20 protein-coding genes and 1 tRNA gene are annotated in these 16670 nt (G+C 38.4%); 18 read left to right on the forward strand and 3 right to left on the reverse strand.

The annotated features are described in order from the left end of the window. Positions 1-12 precede the first annotated feature (12 nt). Positions 13-1506, forward strand: a complete 1494-nt coding sequence (cshA, locus tag AC4BHP_RS18465) for a degradosome RNA helicase CshA (protein WP_066102485.1) — start codon at positions 13-15, stop codon at positions 1504-1506. A gap of 97 nt (positions 1507-1603) precedes the next feature. After that, positions 1604-2590 (forward strand): UV DNA damage repair endonuclease UvsE, encoded by a 987-nt coding sequence (uvsE, locus tag AC4BHP_RS18470; protein ID WP_066102482.1) that lies wholly within the window; start codon positions 1604-1606, stop codon positions 2588-2590. On the opposite strand, the gene AC4BHP_RS18475 is transcribed toward uvsE, so the two are convergent. Continuing rightward, positions 2550-3689, reverse strand: coding sequence for an AimR family lysis-lysogeny pheromone receptor (locus AC4BHP_RS18475; RefSeq protein ID WP_490553711.1), 1140 nt, complete (start codon positions 3687-3689; stop codon positions 2550-2552). The two genes, uvsE and AC4BHP_RS18475, sit on opposite strands and share 41 nt — an antisense overlap. Positions 3690-3771: 82 nt before the next feature. After that, positions 3772-4359 carry a rhomboid family intramembrane serine protease gene (locus AC4BHP_RS18480; RefSeq protein WP_066102476.1) on the reverse strand — a complete coding sequence of 196 codons (588 nt, stop codon included), beginning with the start codon at positions 4357-4359 and terminating at the stop codon, positions 3772-3774. A 96-nt stretch (positions 4360-4455) separates the two neighbouring features. Between AC4BHP_RS18480 and acpS the strand changes: the two genes are divergently transcribed. The 14 genes from acpS (at position 4456) to AC4BHP_RS18550 (ending at position 15671) form a co-directional block, all read left to right on the forward strand. Then, on the forward strand, positions 4456-4809 hold the full coding sequence (acpS, locus tag AC4BHP_RS18485; RefSeq protein ID WP_066102473.1) for a holo-ACP synthase: 354 nt from the start codon (positions 4456-4458) through the stop codon (positions 4807-4809). A gap of 304 nt (positions 4810-5113) precedes the next feature. Next, on the forward strand, positions 5114-6109 hold the full coding sequence (locus tag AC4BHP_RS18490; protein WP_066102470.1) for a LolA family protein: 996 nt from the start codon (positions 5114-5116) through the stop codon (positions 6107-6109). A 123-nt stretch (positions 6110-6232) separates the two neighbouring features. After that, complete coding sequence (gene alr, locus AC4BHP_RS18495; protein WP_066102467.1) at positions 6233-7405, forward strand: alanine racemase; 1173 nt, start codon at positions 6233-6235, stop codon at positions 7403-7405. A 160-nt stretch (positions 7406-7565) separates the two neighbouring features. Then, positions 7566-7847 (forward strand): CopG family ribbon-helix-helix protein, encoded by a 282-nt coding sequence (locus AC4BHP_RS18500; protein WP_049672447.1) that lies wholly within the window; start codon positions 7566-7568, stop codon positions 7845-7847. Beyond that, a complete protein-coding gene (locus AC4BHP_RS18505; protein ID WP_066102464.1) occupies positions 7840-8202 on the forward strand; it encodes a type II toxin-antitoxin system PemK/MazF family toxin in 363 nt (120 codons plus the stop codon). Before AC4BHP_RS18500 ends, AC4BHP_RS18505 begins: the two co-directional genes overlap by 8 nt. Positions 8203-8541: 339 nt before the next feature. Next, positions 8542-9378, forward strand: a complete 837-nt coding sequence (locus tag AC4BHP_RS18510) for an RsbT co-antagonist protein RsbRA (RefSeq protein ID WP_066102461.1) — start codon at positions 8542-8544, stop codon at positions 9376-9378. Beyond that, a complete protein-coding gene (locus AC4BHP_RS18515; protein ID WP_066102458.1) occupies positions 9375-9731 on the forward strand; it encodes an STAS domain-containing protein in 357 nt (118 codons plus the stop codon). The genes AC4BHP_RS18510 and AC4BHP_RS18515 overlap by 4 nt, the downstream gene beginning before the upstream one ends. Positions 9732-9735: 4 nt before the next feature. Then, the gene (locus AC4BHP_RS18520; protein WP_066102671.1) at positions 9736-10137 is read left to right on the forward strand and encodes an anti-sigma regulatory factor; all 402 of its coding nucleotides are present in this window, start codon (positions 9736-9738) and stop codon (positions 10135-10137) included. Positions 10138-10148: 11 nt separating this feature from the next. After that, positions 10149-11159 carry a PP2C family protein-serine/threonine phosphatase gene (locus AC4BHP_RS18525; RefSeq protein ID WP_139063803.1) on the forward strand — a complete coding sequence of 337 codons (1011 nt, stop codon included), beginning with the start codon at positions 10149-10151 and terminating at the stop codon, positions 11157-11159. 62 nt (positions 11160-11221) lie between these two features. Further along, a complete protein-coding gene (locus tag AC4BHP_RS18530; RefSeq protein WP_490553715.1) occupies positions 11222-11554 on the forward strand; it encodes an anti-sigma factor antagonist in 333 nt (110 codons plus the stop codon). Next, entirely contained in the window at positions 11551-12024 is a 474-nt protein-coding gene (gene rsbW, locus AC4BHP_RS18535) for an anti-sigma B factor RsbW (protein WP_066102448.1), read from the forward strand. Before AC4BHP_RS18530 ends, rsbW begins: the two co-directional genes overlap by 4 nt. After that, complete coding sequence (gene sigB, locus AC4BHP_RS18540) at positions 12002-12802, forward strand: RNA polymerase sigma factor SigB (protein WP_066102445.1); 801 nt, start codon at positions 12002-12004, stop codon at positions 12800-12802. Before rsbW ends, sigB begins: the two co-directional genes overlap by 23 nt. Then, positions 12799-13401 (forward strand): PP2C family serine/threonine-protein phosphatase, encoded by a 603-nt coding sequence (locus tag AC4BHP_RS18545; protein ID WP_225983640.1) that lies wholly within the window; start codon positions 12799-12801, stop codon positions 13399-13401. The genes sigB and AC4BHP_RS18545 overlap by 4 nt, the downstream gene beginning before the upstream one ends. Positions 13402-13505: 104 nt before the next feature. Next, complete coding sequence (locus AC4BHP_RS18550; RefSeq protein WP_490553719.1) at positions 13506-15671, forward strand: Tex family protein; 2166 nt, start codon at positions 13506-13508, stop codon at positions 15669-15671. A 20-nt stretch (positions 15672-15691) separates the two neighbouring features. Here the strand turns inward: AC4BHP_RS18550 and cmpA are convergent, their stop codons facing one another. Further along, positions 15692-15811, reverse strand: a complete 120-nt coding sequence (gene cmpA / locus AC4BHP_RS18555) for a cortex morphogenetic protein CmpA (protein WP_139063802.1) — start codon at positions 15809-15811, stop codon at positions 15692-15694. A gap of 114 nt (positions 15812-15925) precedes the next feature. Between cmpA and AC4BHP_RS18560 the strand changes: the two genes are divergently transcribed. Together AC4BHP_RS18560 and AC4BHP_RS18565 are read left to right on the forward strand one after the other, a co-directional pair. Next, positions 15926-16390 carry a SprT family protein gene (locus tag AC4BHP_RS18560; protein ID WP_490553721.1) on the forward strand — a complete coding sequence of 155 codons (465 nt, stop codon included), beginning with the start codon at positions 15926-15928 and terminating at the stop codon, positions 16388-16390. Positions 16391-16593: 203 nt separating this feature from the next. Beyond that, a tRNA-Glu gene (locus AC4BHP_RS18565) sits at positions 16594-16668 on the forward strand. Positions 16669-16670: the final 2 nt, after the last annotated feature.

A 16670-nucleotide genomic window follows, 5' to 3' on the forward strand; every position in this document is an offset into this window, starting at 1 on the left:
GTAGAAAAATTAATGACATTATTTAGTGAATTAGGAATTAGCAGCGACACATTAAGAGCAGTAGAAGGCATGGGGTTTGAAGAAGCAACTCCAATCCAATCTGAAACGATTCCACTTGCATTGCAGGGTGGGGATTTAATCGGACAAGCTCAAACAGGTACTGGTAAAACTGCTGCGTTTGGAATTCCGATGATTGAAAAAATCGATGTAAAAAGAGACGAAATTCAGGGATTAATCATTGCACCGACACGTGAACTTGCTATTCAGGTTTCTGAAGAGCTTTACAAAATCGGAGCAGGCAACCGTTCCCGCGTTCTGGCAGTATATGGCGGTCAGGATATAACTCGTCAAATCCGTGCGTTAAAAAAACGTCCGCATATCATCGTGGGTACACCAGGCAGACTGTTGGATCATATTAACAGAAAAACAATTCGTTTGAACAATGTTCATACTGTAGTTCTTGATGAAGCAGATGAAATGTTGAACATGGGATTCATTGAAGATATTGAATCTATTCTATCTTCTGTTCCAGATAATCACCAAACTCTATTGTTCTCTGCAACTATGCCTGATCCAATTCGTCGTATAGCCGAAAGATTCATGCATGAACCAAAAACAGTTCGTGTAAAAGCGAGAGAAATGACTGTACCGGCAATCAGCCAATATTATGTACGTGTTCCGGAAAGAGAAAAATTCGATGCATTAACTCGTCTAATTGATATCCATACGCCGGAATTAGCTATTATATTTGGCCGTACTAAACGTCGTGTTGATGAATTAGCAGAAGCATTAACAGTACGTGGTTATACAGCTGAAGGAATCCATGGTGATTTGACACAAGCACGTCGTATGTCAGTCTTACGCAAGTTTAAAGAGGGAGCAGTCGATATATTGGTAGCTACGGATGTGGCTGCACGTGGTCTTGATATTTCCGGTGTTACTCATGTTTATAACTTTGATATTCCTCAGGATCCTGAAAGTTATGTTCACCGTATTGGACGTACAGGAAGAGCGGGTAAAGAAGGTATGGCAGTTACATTCGTAACTCCACGTGAAATGTCTTATCTTGAAGTGGTTGAACGCACCACTAAAAAGAAAATGGAGCGTATAAAAGCTCCAACTGTTACAGATGCGCTTGAAGGACAGCAAAGAACTGTAAAAGAAAAATTGTACAATGTTGTTTCTTCTGAGGACTTAACGGCATATCTTCCGTTGGCTAAAGAAATGATAGAAGATCATACTGCAGAGGAATTAGTTGCTGCAGCATTGAAATTGTTCATTAGAGAGCCGGATGAAAAGCCTGTAACCATCTCAGAAGAGAGACCACTTCCATTCCGCAAAGATGGCTATAAAGGCGGAAAAGGTGGCGGAAGCAAACGTCCATATAACAGAGGCGGAGACAGAGATAGCCGTGGTGGCGGAGACAGAAGACGCAGCAGCAGCACCAATCAAGGTGGACGCAGAAAGTCTTACTCAAACTCTAAACCAAAAAACACAAGTAAATAAGATTTAAATAAAGGCCAATCCTACACATTAGGATTGGCCTTTTTGTAATGAATTACCTTCCATTGTTCATAATAAGCATAGGAGGTGAGTAAATCTTATGACTATTATTCGCTTAGGTTATGTAGCTATGAGTATGGAATTGAAAAATGCATCCCCCTCAAAAACAATGACATATGCGCAATTCAGCAAGCTGGCAAATAGAGAAGCCGCTATAAAAAGACTGGAGAAAATTGCAAAAACCAATCTTAAAAACTGCCTTCGTTTATTAATTCATAATGAAGTAAATGGTATCCAATTCTTTCGATTTTCCTCAAAATTAATACCACTTGCCAACCATCCGGATTTAGAAGATTGGAACTATATGGCCGGTATAAAAGAGGAAACAAGTGCGATTAAAGAATATCTAAAAAAGCATTCTCATATGAGAATTGATTTTCATCCGGATCACTTCGTTGTTTTAAATAGTGAAGATAAGAATATCTTGAAAACATCAATTAAGACATTAAGGATGCATTTTCGATTACTAAAAGCTTTTGGATTATCGCCAAAACATCGTTGTGTATTACATATTGGTGGTTTATATCAAGATAAGGAACAAGCTCTTGAACAATTTATTCATAATTGGGGATATGTGCCTGTGGATATTCAGGAAATGATTATATTGGAAAATGATGATACGCTATTTGGCATACAGGATACCCTTTACCTATGTGAAAAACTATCCATTCCAATGGTATTTGATTTACACCATCATAAACAAAACTGTCAGGGAGATTGGAAAGATCACTGGCCAAGGATTGTGCAAACCTGGAGTAATTCAAGCTTGCCTGTTAAAGTCCATCTTTCATCCCCGAAGAATGAAAAAAATAAAAAAGCACATGCTGATCATGTGCAAAAAGAAGAAATGATGGAATTAGTGCAGGGGAATAATAATTTGACAAGCCAAGTTGATTGTATGCTGGAGGCTAAGCATAAAGATTTTGCTGTTTTCAAGTTGATTGAGCAATTAAAATTGCTAGATGGCTTTAAAATAATGGATGGTGCTATATTTTCGTATGAGCCTGTGACAAATGAAAGTCGATAAGCTTGGCATAATAGTAATTACGGCTATGTATGAAAAGGTTCTGTGCCTCTCGTAATTCATGAGGACCTTTACCAATAGCTAAATAAAAGTGTTCAAAAAGGGTGAGTGATCCTTTTTCTGTTTGCAAAGTCTCTAATATCTTGCTTCCTAGATGTGTTTGGCCAGTTACCATATAACGATAGGCTTTTTCAGATGGGGATGTCGGTTGTATATCCAATTCTCTGCGCCATAAGCTCCTGAATATATCCAAAGAACAATTAAGTGAAGCCTCCAAATAAGGTCTGCGTTGCATATGGACATTTTTCAGCAGAGCTAATCCCTTCGTAACCCATTCTTTTGCTATAGGGAAGCTATCGAACATATAAGAATGAGCTATGATGTGAGACAGGCTGATTTCCAGAGTAGGGAATTGTTGCAATAAATCTTTATTGTTAAAGTATTGTTGGCAGGCGTTTCGAACGTTCTCTGGATTTGTGCTGCTGCATAACATAGAGACTAAATACATTTCTCCAAGCTGTATTTTAAAGATAGACAGCAAATCCTCCTCTTTACATAGTAAAAGCATGGGTTCGACAGCCTTTATTAATTTATTGAGTGGCTCTTGCAATCTTAACTGACTAATCCCATACATATGTGAAATGATAGAAGCAATATTAATTTCTAAACAGCTTGAAGACAGATTAAATGCTTGATCAATAAGCTCTGAGTTATCGATCTGAGCCTCTGCCTGAGCAATATAAATAGAAAATACATTTCTTAATTCATTATTTTCTGGGTTGGAGGAATCTTCGAGTATTAATGTTTTAATCCAATCCATGCATCCTAAACGGAATAAATATTCCAGGACAAAGAGTTTCTGAACTACTCCAGATGTACATTTGCAGTAATATGATTTTACAATTTTGAAGGCTTCCTTTTCATTTGCTAGTGATACAGAAGCCATTGCCTGCATGACATAGATTGGATGATACTGTTCATATGTATGAATAGAGAAGGTGTCAGATAAATTCATCCATTCAGGGATAGAAAATGTAAGGCATTCTTGGCCATTTCCTTTTATGGGTTGAGGAATCAAAAATTCACTGAATGATAAATCCATAGCTTCTACCTTCTCTCTCTAATTTAAAGATGCTATTTCTATTATAGTTAATTTTTCCTAGAGAGGAAATAGATTCATCTAATTATCGATTAACTAAAAATAGACGGGAGAGTGCAAAGCCCATTATAAGGCCGCCAATATGCCCTGTGATATTAATGGATGATTGGAAAAAAGACATGACTACCCCGATAATAATTAAAGCTAGTATAACCTGTGAATTTTGCTGCGAAATTAAATCTTTTCTAAAAAAGATGATATAGGCAAAACATCCAAATAGCCCATAAATGGAACCGCTGGCTCCCACATGAGCATACATTAAAGGTTCTGCAAAGAATGTAAGAACATTTGCAAGGGTACCGGACAGTATAAAAAGGAGACTGAATCTAAATGTACCTAATATATTTTCCAGTCCAGGACCAATAATAATTAAGGAGAAACTATTGAATAATAGATGGGAAAAGCCAATGTGAAGAAAGATTGGTGTGACCAATCTCCAATATTCACCCTCTGCAATGAATAAGTTAACTCCGCTTAATAAGGTGTAAAGATCTCTTCCAAGAGAGATTGGTAAAGAAGTGATAATAAAAAGAACTATACACACAGCTGTTAAAAGACTGACTCCCGGGTAAAAACGGATAAATTGCCCGAAACTTTCGGTACGAGTGAACAAAAGACATCATCCTAACATAATAAGATTTGGTAAATCATTTATAATGAGGTAATGTTTAAACTAAAATAGCTATATAAATTGTGAGGGTGTGAACCAATGATTGTTGGAATTGGTATCGATATTATTGAGCTTGAGAGAGTGAGAGATATTCTTAAACGGCAGCCGAAATTTGTTGATCGTATACTAACTGAAGATGAAAAGGAATACTATCTGTCACTTGGTGAAAATCGAAAAATCGAGTGGCTTGCCGGACGATTTTCTGCTAAAGAGGCATTTTCAAAAGCAAATGGTACAGGTATCGGCGGTAAACTATCGTTCCATGATATTAGCATTATTCCTGACAAGAATGGTAAACCGATTATCAAACATCCTTTAGAGGTAAAGGCACACTTAAGTATTACCCATACTAAACAATATGCGGCTGCCCAGGTTCTACTTGAAAAACGATAAAAATAAATTGTTTGTCCCCCGCAAGCACATATTCAGAAGGATTGTCTCATATATTCAATTAACGAATTGGAGAGACAAGGCCTTGTTTTGGACATTTACTACCCATATGTATTTAAGATAAAACACTCTTTGCGGGCTTTCAACAGCGTTATTGAATTAACATAAGAATAGCAGAAATAAAGAATGTTTTGAAAGGATGTATCTTAAAAATGTACTGGAATGTAAATGAACAAACCGGATCGGGCTTTCCTCTCCCTTTTACTTACTACTGTTAAAAGGGGATGAGATCTTGAGGAGGTTAATGATGCTGACGCTGACATTGGGATTTATGTTGGTCTTAGCAGGCTGCGGGGAAAAATCGCAAACTGAAGTTGTGGATGCGTTAACGGAAAAGATGAATGAATTAAAGGGATACAAAGCAGATGCGAAAATGACTTTAAAAATGGGTACAGAACCACAAGTATATGATGTGGAAGTATGGTATCAATCTCCATCAAATTACCGGGTAAACTTGAAAAATGCTCAAAAGGATCAAAGTCAAATCATCCTGCGGAATGAAGAAGGGGTATTTGTATTAACTCCAGCGCTTAATAAAAGTTTTAAGTTTCAAAGTGAGTGGCCAAAAAACAGCTCGCAGGCCTATCTGTATGAGTCTTTAATTACAGATGTAACTGTTGATAAGGATGCAACCTTTAAGGCAACAGATGATAGTTATGTGTTTGAGACAAAAACAAGATATCAGAACAATAAGATGCTTCCATTGCAGGTCGTGAAATTTGACCGCAAAACACTAGAGCCTGTAAGTGTAGATGTAATGGATTCTGATCGTAATGCATTAGTTCAGGTTGAATTTGAAAAAACGAAGTTCAATCCGAATTACAGTAATAGTGATTTTGATGTGAAAAAGAATATGACAGGAGCGCAATTGGAAGTGCCGGTAATGTCTTCTGAAGAAGATATTGATTTTGAAGCTCAATATCCAACAGCCGAGATACAGGGTGTGGAGCCTGCAGGAGAGAAAATGATCAAAACAGAGGAAGGAAAACGAGCCGTTCTGACATTTGCGGGTGATGAAAAACAATACACGTTAATTGAAACTAAATCAAAGATTGTCAAAGAAGCTGCGGTCACCATAGCAGAAGGTGAGCCGGTTGATTTAGGATTCACAATTGGCAATATGACAGAAAACTCAATATCCTGGTCTTATGAAGGGATAGATTTCATGCTCGCTGCAAAAAATCTCACATCAGACGAGATGATCATGGTTGCGAAATCAGTGCAGGAAACTGCAGAAAAATAGAAGTGGATGGACCTGTTAATAAAGGCAGGTCTATTTCTTTTTAGTTTCTGAGGAATGAATTGACTATCCTTTCATTAAGGGGAATAATCAAATTATAATCATCTAAAGGTAGGTAAACCTCTTATGAAAAATAGTCAATTATCCTATAGAGATACATGGGCAGAAATCAATTTAGATCATATAAAGCATAACGTTGAACAGATTAGGCATCTGTTGCCTCAAACTACTGACATCATGGCGGTTGTAAAGGCAAATGCATATGGACATGGAGATCGGCAAGTGGCTGAAGTGGCATTAGGTGCCGGAGCAACCAGTTTGGCCGTAGCTTTCTTGGATGAGGCGATCAGGCTTCGTCAGGCAGGTATAAAAGTGCCGATCTTAGTACTAGGTTCCACTAGGGCGGAAGACTCCAAGGTAGCCGTGCAGTACAATATCTCTTTAAATGTACATGACATTGATTGGATAGGGAAAGCTATAGCATATTTACAGGAAGAAAATATACAGCAACCGCTAAATATACACATAAAAATTGATACAGGCATGGGCAGACTTGGGATAAGGAATATACAAGAGATGAAAGAAATAGAATATATGCTTAAGAATCAAGATTATATTCATCTTGAAGGTATATTCACTCATTTTTCCAGTGCAGATGAGCTGGACTTGGACAAAACTCAAAACCAATTGTTGAAATTCAAGGAGATTCTTGATAATATGGAATACTTGCCGCCTTACATTCATACTAGTAATAGTGCGGCAGCTATGAGATATCCTGATGCCTATTTCAATACAGTAAGGCTTGGTATTTCCATGTATGGCTTAAGTCCATCACCGGAAATATCAAAAGACCTCCCAGTAACGTTGAAGCCTGCCTTATCTCTTTATACAAAGATAAAGCAAATCAAGAAGATTTCAATGGGTGATACAGTTGGGTACGGTGCAACGTATACAGCGAGTGAGCCTGAATGGATAGCCACTTTGCCTATTGGATATGCGGATGGATGGATCAGAAAACTATCTGGGCAATCTGTACTGGTTAAAGGACATAGAGCACCTATTGTCGGACGCATTTGTATGGATCAGTGCATGGTTAAATTAGATCAGTCTGTTCCTGAGGATACAGTGGTTACTCTTATCGGGAACGATGGTGATGAGACAATTACAGTTGATGAGATCGCCGAGAAATTAGAAACGATTAATTACGAGGTTATTTGTCAACTATCAAGCAGAGTCCCTCGAGTGTATAAGCAGGATGGTTTAATTGTTGAAACTGTAAATCAGTTATTTCATTATTAATTATTTAACACATATGTGCATGAATAATGAATAAAGGACAACTATTTAGCCTCATAATAAGAAAGAAATGTACTAGACACCTTTGCATGCAGAAGTAATAATGGTAAGATATAATAGTAAAGAACTATGTGGTTTGTAGTGATGGTGGAGGTGTTTGCCTGTGTCTGAGTCCAGTGCAACTACGGAAATTCTAATACGCTTGCCCCAAAATTTGCTAAGTGAGTTGGATGGATACGTGAGAGAAGAAAATGTGAATCGAAGCGAATTTATTTATCAAGCAACTAAAATGTATTTGCAAGAACGCAAAAAGAAAGAGTTTCGCGAATCCATGCGCCGTGGATATATGGAGATGGCCAATATTAATTTAACTATGGCTGCAGAAGCTTTCCAGGCAGAATATGAAGCTGAACATGCTGTGGAGCGTTTAGTTAGCGGTGAATAAGGGTTTAAATGTTAAACGTGGTGATGTGTATTTCGCTGATTTGTCTCCAGTGGTTGGATCTGAGCAAGGAGGGGTAAGACCTGTACTTGTTATTCAGAATGATATCGGAAATCGATTTAGCCCTACCGTAATTATTGCGGCAATTACGGCTCAAATACAAAAAGCGAAACTGCCGACCCATGTAGAAATTGACGCCCAAAAATATGGATTCGAACGCGATTCTGTTATTTTACTTGAACAAATTCGAACAATTGATAAGCAGAGATTGACAGATAAAATAACACAGCTGGATGATGAAATGATGCGTAAGGTTGATAATGCGCTCCAAATCAGTCTGGGACTCGTGGAATTGTAATAGTAAAAAGATTATAAATAATAAATATACTTCTGTGTTGAAGGTTAGGCTGCCAAGAATCCGAATTCTTGGCAGTTTTTTTTTTGCACTTTTTAACTTAGAAAAACTTATTTTTGGTTTAAGTTAGTGACAAAAAGGGAATGAAGTACAGGTTATAGAAATTACAAATACGTTGTTGCTGTATTACGGCAATATTACGAAGGAATTTAAGATTTCCTATTTCCTTTTTAAGTGTTTATAATAGTTTGTGAATATGGTTTTTTTGAAATTATTAAATAAATTAAAGTACATGTATCCATATAAAAGAATCTAACAGAAAACTTGATGGAGGAGGAACTAATGAATAAACTTGTGCAAAACTATATCCAGGGTCATAAAGACATCATTTTGCAGCAGTGGATTGAACGTGTAAAGGATAAAGCGGATGATCGAGTCGTGAAGATTGTTTCAGATCAAATGTTTATTCACACCAGTAATGAATTTATTGAAGTGCTGATTTCTAATATTAAAGATTCTGATGAAGAATTTAAAGTGAAACTTAGTGATTTTGCAGCTAAAATTATTCGTTTAGGCTGGCCGTTAACATTTGTGAATGAGGGATTGAAAGCATTTAATGTAGTTGTTACAGACGGTATGGTAAATGAAGGGGTAATGACAAAGGAAAATCAGCTTGAGATTGTGCTGGATTTTGACGAGTGGATTACCCCTTTAAATAATGAAATTCTGAATGTTTATACATCTACGTGGGAACGAACCGTTTCTTTGCAAAAAATTGCACTCCAGGAATTATCAGCACCTCTTATTCCTGTGTTTGAAGGGATTACTGTAATGCCTCTTATAGGTACAATAGATACAGAACGCGCGAGACAAATTATGGAAAATCTTTTGGATGGCGTAGTAAAGCATCGTTCTGAGGTAGTGTTGATTGATATTACTGGAGTGCCTGTTGTTGACACTATGGTGGCTCATCATATTATTCAGGCAGCAGAGGCTGTTCGTTTGGTTGGTGCCCGTTGTATGTTGGTGGGAATACGTCCGGAGATTGCTCAAACAATTGTCAACCTCGGCATTAACTTAGATGAAATCATAACTAAAAATACATTGAAAAAGGGTGTAGAGGCTGCCCTGGAAATTACAAATAGAAAAATTATCGTAACCCCGGAGGAATTAGTATGAGGATTCCGATATTAAAGTTGCATGATTGTCTCCTGATTTCTATTCAATGGGAATTGGATGATGCAACAGCGCTGCAATTTCAGGAGGATTTACTGCATAAGATACATGAAACAAATGCAAATGGAGTGGTGATTGATCTAACTTCAGTAGATATCATTGATTCTTTTATAGCTAAAGTCCTTGGCGATGTCATTGACATGTCAAAATTAATGGGAGCAAAAGTAGTGATTACAGGGATACAGCCTGCAGTTGCCATCACATTAATTGAATTGGGCATTACATTATCCGATGTGATGACAGCTTTGGATCTTGAAAAGGGTTTGGAGAAATTACAAAAGGAACTGGGGGACTAGCATGATGAGCACCCAATCCTACGTAAAAATTCTTAATGAGTGGGATATTGTTGCAGCCCGACAAGTGGGCAGAAATGTGGCCAAAGAGTTGGGGTTTGGCACCGTGGATCAGGCAAGAATAACCACAACCATAAGTGAATTAGCAAGGAATATCTATCTCTATGCAGGGCAGGGCCAAATATGCATTGAAAAAGTCTATGACAATGGGAGAACGGGTCTCAGAGTCATAGCAGAGGATAATGGTCCGGGAATAAGTGATATAAGAAGAGTAATGGAAGATGGATATACAACATCGGGAGGTCTGGGAGCTGGTTTGCCGGGAGTCAAGAGATTGATGGATGACTTTGATATTGACTCTGATGTTGGAAAGGGTACGCGAATAATGTCTACTAAATGGCTCCGATAGGGGGAAGGTATGTGGAAAATAGAGAGTGCATGGAGGAAAGATACCGTGAAGCTCTCTCGAATTACTTGAAAGAGCATACGGAAAAAGCGTTATATCTCGGACATAAAATCAGCAAAGAAGCTATAGAACAGATGGTATCACCTGAAGAGATAATAAGTTTGCATAAAAATACGCTAAAAGAAATACTTCCTGATATTTCGGAAGAAGTCAGCCACTCTTTTGATTTTTTGTTGGAAATTATGATGGAGTATGGTGTAGCCTTTCGTGAATTACAGAGTCTCCGCCATCAACAAAGAGAACTGAAGAGTGAGATGGAGATAGCGGCTAATGTTCAGCAGACTTTATTGGAAACGCGAGTTCCTGTACTAAAAAATCTTGAAATTGGAGCCATAAGTGTTCCGGCTAAGCACATGAGCGGAGATTATTTTCATTTTGTTCAGGATGAGCATAATCGAGTGGCTGTAGCGATTGCTGATATTATTGGCAAAGGGATACCGGCGGCGTTATGTATGTCCATGATTAAGTACGCGATGGATTCTTTGCCGGAGCATCGCACATCCCCAGCGAGTGTTCTGGAAAGTATTAACCGTGTTGTGGAGCAAAATGTTGGACCGAGTATGTTCATAACGATGTTTTATGGTCTATATGATCCCTCAAATCATATTTTTACATATGCTTCAGCAGGCCATGAACCGGGATTTTTCTATAATTACGAAAAAAATGAATTTACCGAGTTAACTGCTAAGGGTCTGTTGCTTGGTGTAGATAAAAAAACAGTATACAGGCAATATGAAAGAAAGATTGAAATAGGCGATATGATTATCCTTCTATCTGATGGGGTAACAGAGTGCAGGACAAATGAGGGATTTATAGAAAGAGATACGTTGGTTCAATTTATTCGGGAATCTATTCATTTAGATGCCCAAACCATTGTAAACAATCTCTATAAAAAGTTGGAAAAGATGCAACATTTTCAATTAAGAGATGATTTTACCTTGATAATTATGAGACGGAAGTTTTAAGTGGATAATTTCGGGTAAAGAAGGATAGCGGAACATGACTTTTTGAGGAGAGGTACAAATTCATGAATATTTCTATTGATGTACAGAATGTAAATTCTGAAATACATGTAAATGTTAAAGGCGAGATAGATGCATACACAGCACCGAAGTTAAGAGAGGCACTATTTCCTTTGTCGGATCAAGATAAAGTAGTCATGATTATTGATTTAACCGATGTTTCTTATATGGACAGCACAGGTCTTGGGGTATTTGTAGGATTATTTAAAAATGTTCGAGCGCACAATGGGGATTTTAGAATCATCGGACTATCAGAGAGATTACATCGTCTTTTTGAAATCACTGGTTTAGCGGATATAATCCATATAAAAAGCCATGCAGAGGGTGGAACGCAATGAGTGAAACATACGAATATATTGAAATGAAGATACCTGCAAAACCTGAATTTATCGGGGTAATGAGATTAACTTTATCAGGAATAGCCAGCCGTATGGGGTTTTCATATGATAGTATAGAAGATTTGAAAATTGCTACGAGCGAGGCTTGTACAAATGCAGTTCAGCATGCGTACAAGGGCGAGCGAGATGGGGAAGTTATCATAGGCTTTGGATTATATGAAGACCGTCTTGAAGTAATGGTAGTCGATAATGGCGAAAGCTGTGATTTTGAAGAGGTGCGACAAGGCTTGGGGCCTTATGAGAGAGACCAATCAGTGGAATTCTTAAGAGAAGGAGGATTAGGTCTATATCTGATTGAAACGCTCATGGATGAAGTGAAAATACACCATAATGAAGGTGTGACAGTATTCATGACGAAGTTTCTTGAGGGAGAGCAGGTGGAGAGTGATGCAGAAACAATCTCAAACTAGTGATGAGAAAAAGGCACAAATGAGAGACCAAGTCACGGAATGGATTAAAGCCTATCAACTCCATGGAGATGAAGAAGCACAGGCTCAACTTGTTCAGCACTATACCGGGCTAGTTGAAACGATTGCGAGAAAGTATTCAAAGGGAAAATCATATCATGAGGATATTGCCCAGGTTGGCATGATTGGATTGCTGGGTGCGATTCGCAGGTATGATGATTCCTTCGGAAAAAGCTTCGAGGCTTTTGCTGTCCCGACGATAATTGGAGAGATTAAACGCTTTTTACGTGATAAAACATGGAGTGTTCACGTTCCTCGCAGAATTAAAGAGCTTGGTCCAAAAATCAAGTCGACTGTTGAAGAACTTACCTCAGAATTGCATCGTTCTCCTAAGATTGAAGAAATTGCTCAGTACTTAGAAGTTTCTGAGGAAGAAGTTTTAGAAGCGATGGAAATGAGTAAAAGTTATCAGGCGCTATCAGTGGATCACTCAATCGAGGCGGATTCAGACGGCGGAACAGTCACTTTGTTAGATATCTTCGGAAATGTGGATGAAGGATATGAAAAGGTGAATCAGCGGTTGGTTTTGGAGAAAGTTCTCCATGTATTGTCAGATCGCGAAAAGAAAATCATACAATACACCTATCTAGAAAATCTAAGTCAAAAGGAAGCGGGAGATCGATTAGGTATATCTCAAATGCATGTATCCCGTCTTCAACGCCGTGCTATAAAAAAACTGCAGGAAGCCATTAATGCTGAGAATTCGGAGTATATACGGTGAATCAAGAAGTGCTAAGGGATAGTAGAGTGCAATTAATTGTGTCTCAATCACCTAAACAAGGAAAGCTGTTATGTGGTGATGACTATTTTTATGAAGTGACGGATGATTACTTTATTTGTGTCATCGCAGATGGATTAGGATCAGGGGAGTTTGCTCATGAATCCTCTCGGGCAGTTACTAATGTAGTTCGGGAGTATCAGAGCGAGGATGTTGGAGATATTATGGAACGATGTAATCAGGCCCTGCTAAGAAAGCGAGGCGCCGCTGTCGCTATTTTAAAAGTGGACTTCAAAAAGAAAGAATTTCAGTACAGCTGTGTTGGTAATATCCGTTTCTATCTATATCCTCCAAATGATAAAATGATCTATCCCCTACCTGTAACCGGATATTTATCTGGAAGAAAGCAGAAATTCCATACTCAACAGTTTACATATACTCCGTCCACTAAATTTTTCATTCACTCCGATGGATTTGAAATGAAGGGGACGAAAAATTTCCTGCGAAATGCTAGTTCTCTTGAAGAAACTGCGAAAAAATTAGAAAGTCAAAATAGTGCCTTGAACGATGATATTACATTCATTTTTGGGAGTCTTTTATAATTATAAGAGACTTCTTTTTTGTGTTATTTATGAGAGTCCAGTATTTGTAGCAGAAAAGGTTATGATACTATAAAGGTAATTATTTGCAGAGGGAAGGTTTGTTAATGAAGTCGAAGAGTGAATTGGTTCAATATATAGCGTCAGAGCTTTCAGTGAAGGGGAGTCAAGTATCCAATGTATTGGCGCTTTTAGAGGATGGTAATACGATTCCATTTATAGCGCGTTATCGAAAAGAAATGACCGGCTCATTGGATGAGGTTGAAATTAGAACAATTTCTGAGCGGTGGACCTATCTCGATAATTTGGAAAAAAGAAAGGAAGAAGTCCTGCGTATTATTGAGGAGCAAGGGAAACTCACAGAGGAGTTATCACGTGAAATCATCAAGGCAGTAAAACTGCAAACTATTGAAGATCTGTATCGTCCTTTTAAGCAAAAGCGTCGCACAAAAGCAACGGTTGCAAAAGAAAAGGGATTAGAACCGTTGGCGAAATGGATCATGGAAGCCCATCAAACGGTAAACCCACTTGAAAAAGCTGCTCAATTTGTTGATGTGGAGTTGGGAGTGACAACGCCAGAAGAAGCTTTAGATGGTGCGAAAGATATTATAGCAGAGAATATCTCTGATAATGCCTCTTTCAGAAAATGGATTCGGGATGAGACATTTAAGTATGGCTCAATTAAAGCTGTTAGTAAAGATGAGGAGAAAGATGAGAAAAAGGTATTTGAGATGTACTACGACTATGATGAAGCAATAGGAAAAATAGTTCCTCATCGCATCTTGGCACTTAATCGTGGTGAAAAAGAGGGAGTGCTTCGAGTTTCCATCAAAACCGATACACAGAAAATACTGGATTATCTCGCCAGAAAAATGAATTTGAATACAGCCAATCCGAGTGCGGCAATTATGAAGGAAGCAATAGAAGATAGCTATAAGCGATTGATTCAGCCTTCTATTGAAAGGGAGATTCGTAATGAATTGACGGAAAAGGCTGAAGACCAAGCTATCTATATTTTTTCTGAGAATCTCAGAAATTTACTGCTTCAGCCGCCTTTAAAGGGAAAAATGGTATTGGGTGTAGATCCGGCTTATCGTACAGGCTGTAAATATGCAGTAGTCGATCCTACAGGAAAAATGCTTGAGGTAGGAGTGATTTATCCGCATCCGCCAGTAGCTAAAAAGAAAGAGGCAACGGAGGCTATTCTGTCTATACTCAAAAGATATAACATAGAAATCATCACAATCGGGAACGGAACAGCATCTCGAGAAACAGAACAATTCATTGCAGATACGTTGAAGAAGCAAAGTGAAAAAATCTATTACGTAATTGTAAATGAGGCCGGTGCAAGTGTTTATTCGGCATCGGATATCGCAAGAGAAGAGTTTCCAGATTTACAGGTGGAGCAGCGAAGTGCGGTCTCGATTGCAAGAAGACTACAGGATCCCTTGGCAGAATTGGTGAAGATAGATCCTAAATCAGTAGGTGTTGGGCAATATCAACATGATGTTTCAGAAAAAAAACTGAATGAGTCACTTGGTTTTGTGGTTGAAACGGCAGTAAACCGAGTGGGGGTTAATGTGAACACAGCCTCTCCTTCCCTATTGCAATATGTGGCGGGTCTTTCCAAGTCTGTAGCCCAAAATATCGTAAAAAAGAGAGAGGAAGAAGGAGCTTTCCGAAATCGAGCTTCTTTAAAAAAGATTCCAAGGCTTGGTGCGAAAACCTATGAACAAGCCATTGGATTTTTAAGAGTAATTGGTGGGGAAGAGCCGCTTGATCGGACATCCATACATCCTGAAAACTATCAGTCCGTTCGTTCTTTGTTGAAAATGCTCGGTTTCACAACGGATGATTTAGGAAGTGAACGATTAAGAGAAGCTCTAACCACGGTGAAGAAAAGTGAAATGGCGGAGAAATTGAATATTGGCGAAATCACATTGGGAGATATTCTGGATGCCTTGATGAGACCAGAAAGAGATCCGCGTGACGAATTGGCTGCACCTCTATTAAAATCCGATGTGCTGAAGATGGAGGATCTTAAGCAAGGGATGGAGCTTCAAGGTGTTGTTCGTAATGTCGTTGATTTTGGCGCATTTATTGACATCGGCGTAAAGCAGGCTGGTCTAGTTCATATCTCAAAATTGAGCAATCGATATGTAAAGCACCCAATGGATGTTGTATCAGTTGGGGATGTGGTTACTGTCTGGGTTGATCAAGTTGATATACCTAAAGAACGAATTGCCCTTACAATGATAAATCCGGCCGGCTAATATGAACGTAAAGCATTGCCTTAATCGTATTGGGCAATGCTTTTTTTATAAAAAAACCAACATTGATTCAATAGTTGCACTTGCTTGCTGTTTTTTTCAAGAAAGGCTCTTTGGATTTGGTTTTGCAACCAAGCAGGCATATTTAGACCTCCTTTCATAAATGATGTACTATGAATAGGTGATAAGCCCATGGTTAGTTTATTGTATGTAACAGCCGCCGGGTTTGTTACTTTAAAAGTGTGGAGGTTTAACTTATGACGGACCGGGAATTACAGAAATTAGTTGAAAAAATATCCATAGAGGATTTTGGGATACCATTCACTCATAAGGCAATCTTTAATAACAGATTAAGGACAACAGGCGGACGGTATTTATTAGTGAGCCATAATATTGAGATTAATCGAAGATACTTAGATGAACTAGGAATGGAAGAGATAAAGGGAATTATTAAACATGAATTATGCCATTATCACCTGCACCTGCAAGGGAAGGGATACAGGCATGGAGATTGGGACTTTAAACAATTGATGGCAAAGACCAACTCACCTCGTTTTTGCTCAGCCCTGGAAAGCAATATCCGTGCTGTACGGCCTGTGAAATGGCTATACGAATGCCGATCTTGCGGTCTGGAATATCGACGAAAAAGAAAGCTTGATACAAAGAAATATGTATGTGGAAAATGTCGTGGAAAAATTATTTTAAAAAAATCGTTGACATAGACCTTGCTAACATGGTAACTTATTTGAGCGGCCTTATTAAAGCCGAAAGCAAAAATGACATCAAACTTTAACGAAAAAAACTTTTAAAAAAAGTGTTGACATGTTAAAAGAGATTCATTATAATAGATAAAGTCGACTGGGGCGCTTGAAGTTCTCGCAAAGAGATGAGAAAGTGCTTGAGAGACTGAAAGTTAGTAATGAACGGCCCCTTGGTCAAGCGGTTAAGACACCGCCCTTTCACGGCGGTAACACGGGTTCGAATCCCGTAGGGGTCACCAAT

The organism is Pradoshia sp. Z4_20, assembly GCF_058216035.1.